This window comes from Paenibacillus sp. 2TAB19, assembly GCF_052115185.1.
In the GTDB taxonomy this organism is placed as follows: domain Bacteria; phylum Bacillota; class Bacilli; order Paenibacillales; family Paenibacillaceae; genus Pristimantibacillus.
This window is the reverse complement of record NZ_JBFRGE010000166.1, coordinates 1-3,424: the sequence shown is the minus strand read 5'-3', so window position 1 is coordinate 3,424 and position 3,424 is coordinate 1. Positions and strand designations below refer to the sequence as shown.

3 protein-coding genes are annotated in these 3,424 nt (G+C 40.7%); all 3 read right to left on the bottom strand.

Annotated elements, in window-relative coordinates:
• Nucleotides 1-457: 457 nt before the first annotated feature.
• Nucleotides 458-949 carry a hypothetical protein gene (locus AB4Z33_RS30555; RefSeq protein ID WP_442053506.1) on the bottom strand — a complete coding sequence of 164 codons (492 nt, stop codon included), beginning with the start codon at nucleotides 947-949 and terminating at the stop codon, nucleotides 458-460.
• Nucleotides 950-1,148: 199 nt separating this feature from the next.
• Nucleotides 1,149-1,481, bottom strand: coding sequence for a hypothetical protein (locus tag AB4Z33_RS30550; RefSeq protein WP_442053505.1), 333 nt, complete (start codon nucleotides 1,479-1,481; stop codon nucleotides 1,149-1,151).
• A gap of 259 nt (nucleotides 1,482-1,740) precedes the next feature.
• A complete protein-coding gene (locus AB4Z33_RS30545) occupies nucleotides 1,741-1,989 on the bottom strand; it encodes a hypothetical protein (protein ID WP_442053504.1) in 249 nt (82 codons plus the stop codon).
• Nucleotides 1,990-3,424 lie beyond the last annotated feature (1,435 nt).

Genomic DNA, 3,424 nt, shown 5'->3' with positions numbered 1-3,424 from the left:
TTGCCACACTTACTTCTGGTTTTGATCTTTACGATCTGCTGAATGTTGCCACGCTTACTTCTGGTTTTGATCTTTACGATCTGCTGAATGTTGCCATGCTGGTTTAGCTCTTTATGTTCTTCAACATCCTTCATATTAAGCGGACACGCATAAAGACTTAACACTAATTAATTTCTTCACCATGCTCTTGCTCTCCAGGAATTGCAGATAACGTTGTTGTATTCACGACGTCCCACCGACTTAAGGCGACGAAGTCGCCGGGCGCGATGCGCTTAGTCGGTGCGGATGTGTCCGGCTGCTCCAGCTTCCCTGCTACTGAAATGCCTCTCCGAATCCTCTTCTAACTTCCTGCCGGACCGAGGGCGAATGCCCTATGCGTGAATATGGTGTTATCTGATGCAACCACGCATCTCGGAATACCCCCAAGATTATTTAGCCCTTAATTCCTTAAATTTCATTATTGTAATTTCAATACTTGATTCATTTTCAATTTTTCAATTTGTCTTTTCATTTTCATATCCCAAATCAAAAGATTAAGTTCTTTACAAAGTTTTTTGCATATTTCAATAGCTTTTTCAATGTTTCCTTCATCTCGATAGATATTGGTTCGGATTGAAATAATTTCTGCCTCTTCTTCATGAATTCCACTATTTATTTCTATTTCCACAATACTCTGTTCATCATTAAAACAATAGTAACAAGCATCATCAAATGACGGCCATTTATTCTCCGGCGAGTAATTCTTAACAAAATCTATCGTTCGTATTACAGTTATAGCGCTATGAAAACTAAATGTATGGGGTCCAATGAAGTCCATTCCGTCATCAGTTAATTCGGAGATATTCCCTATAGGAAAGAGAATTAATTGATAATCCCAAATTGCCATATGATCACCTTTGTGTTTTGATTTTCGGTTTGTGGTTGTTTCAGATAACGTTGTTGTATTCACGATGTCCCACCACCTTAAGCCCGAAGGGCGGCCGCGATGCGGTTAGGTGGGTGTGGATGTGTCCGGCTGCTACAGCTTCCCCGAAATTGAAATGCCTCTCCGAATCCTCTTCTAACTTCGTGCCGGACCGAGGGCGAATGCCCGATGCGTGAATATGGTGTTATCGGATGCCCAGACTTCCTCGAGCTATCAAGTGTATTTAACTTCTTATTTTCTCTTCTATTTTTTCTCCTATTAAATCAAATACAATTGGTTTTCCTTTTTCTTTTGGATCCCATCCTTTATCTAAAGCCTGATTTATTATGTTTTCAGCATCTTTTGGTTTAATGACTTTTACATTCATCTCATTTACATTGGGGAAGTTTTCCCAATAGCTATTTACTTCTGAAGAAATATAAACTTCTATTCTTTTTCCTTTGAAATCATTATGCTCTGCAACAAAAACAATATATCCACTATCGGGTGAAATGGACCATCTAAAAGTTTCACTCTTAACTATTATTGTTCTTGAACTTTTCTTGTTTATAGTCATTTACGGGATCACTTCCAAGGTAGTTTTTATTTTATCTGGGTTTCCGATAACGTTGTTGTATTCACGACGTCCCACCACCTTAAGCCCGAAGGGCGGCCGCGATGCGGTTAGGTGGTGGGATGTGTCCGGTTGATTAAGCTTCACTGCTACTGAAATTCCTCGTCGGTTCCTCTTCTAACTTCGTGCCGGACCGAGGGCGAATGCCCGATGCGTGAATATGGTGTTATGTGATGGATGGGCCTTCCTGAGTTACTTACAATTATCTCTTACGTTCAAATTCTCTATTACTTAAGTCTAATGCTACTTCTAATTTGATTTGATTTGTTTTGCTTAAGCCTTTGGTGAAATCCTTGACTGAACAAGTACTTAAACTAGTAATTTTATGATTTTTTATTTTCTTGAATAACCATTTCTTTTTGATTATTTCTTCGATTTCTATAAAAGCAACTGTATTTCCATCAACCAATATTGTAAATAAATCTTCTCCTTGTTCAGGAGTCCAATACAAAATATAAGCAGTTTTAATTTTCTTAAATTATTGCGAAAGTGTTCTATGAAGATACTGCCCTTCAATTGAATTAAAAATGTAATTATGAGAACGAAGAAGCTCTTCCCTATAAGCTTCTTCCGTAATTGTCCCTTTAAGCTTCATATTAACCCCTCAAAGTGCTTTTATTGGATTTGCCCATCTTTCACATAACGTTGTTGTATTCACGACGCCCCACCACCTTATTAAGTCCCGAAGGGACGGCCGCGATGCGGTTAGGTGGTGCGGGTGTGTCCGGCTGATCCTGCTTCACTGATACTGAAATACATCTCCGATTCCACTTCTAACTTCTGCCGGACCGAGAGCCGAATGGCTCGAAGCGTGAATATGGTGTTAGAGGAAGTTCCCACTTCTTGAATAACAATCAGTCGGATTTGTGTTTTTCATTCTTGTTGTTTTTCATTCTTGTTGTATTGTCGCCCTTTTTGTGTTTATCGCTCTTATTGTTTTGTCAATCTTGATGTTTTATCGATCTTGTCGTTTTTATCGCTCATGTCGTTTTTATCGCTCATGTCGTTTCAAGCAATATAGAATTTACTTTCATTGATCTTGATTTTATTCATCTCTATTTCTTCTCTCGGGAATTTCCTCTAACGTTGTTGTATTCACGACGTCCCACCACCTTAAGTCCGAAGGGCGGCCGCGATGCGGCTAGATGGTGGGATGTGTCCGGCTGCTTCTACTTCCCTGCTGCTGAAATGCCTCACTGATTCTACTTCTAACTTCGTGCCGGACCGAGAGCCGAATGGCTCGAAGCGTGAATATGGTGTTAGAGGAAGTTCCCACTTCTTGAATAGCAATCAGTCGCATTTGTGTTATCGATTCTTGTTTTTTCATTCTTGTTGTTTCGTCGCCCTTTTTGTTTTTATCGCTCTTGTCGTTTTTGTCGCTCTTGTTGTTTTGTCGTTCTTATCGTTTTTATCGCTCATGTTGTTTCAAAGTAATCTAGAACTTACTTATATAGGTCTTGGTTTCTATTCATCTCTATTTTCTTCTCACTTTAGAACTCGGGAATTTCCTCTAACGTTCTCGTATTCACGACGCCCCACCACCTTAAAGTCCCAACGGGACCGGCCGCGATGCGGTTAGGTGGTGCGGGTGTGTCCGGGTGATTATGCTTCCCCGCTACTGAAATGCCTCTTCGAATCCTCTTCTAACTACTGCCGGACCGAGGGCCGAATGGCCCGATGCGTGAATATAATGTTAGGCGAAGCCCCTCTGAGTTACTTACAATTCTCTACTGCTATCTCTTAAGCCCCGAAATTGGATTTGAGACTAGCCCACTTAACAGTGTAAGCTAGAAGCAGAACCAGTGGAGGGGATTTTTTATGCAACGTAGAAGATTCACATTAGAGTTTAAGCAACAGGTCGTACAGGAGGCCAAGGAAGTCGGAAA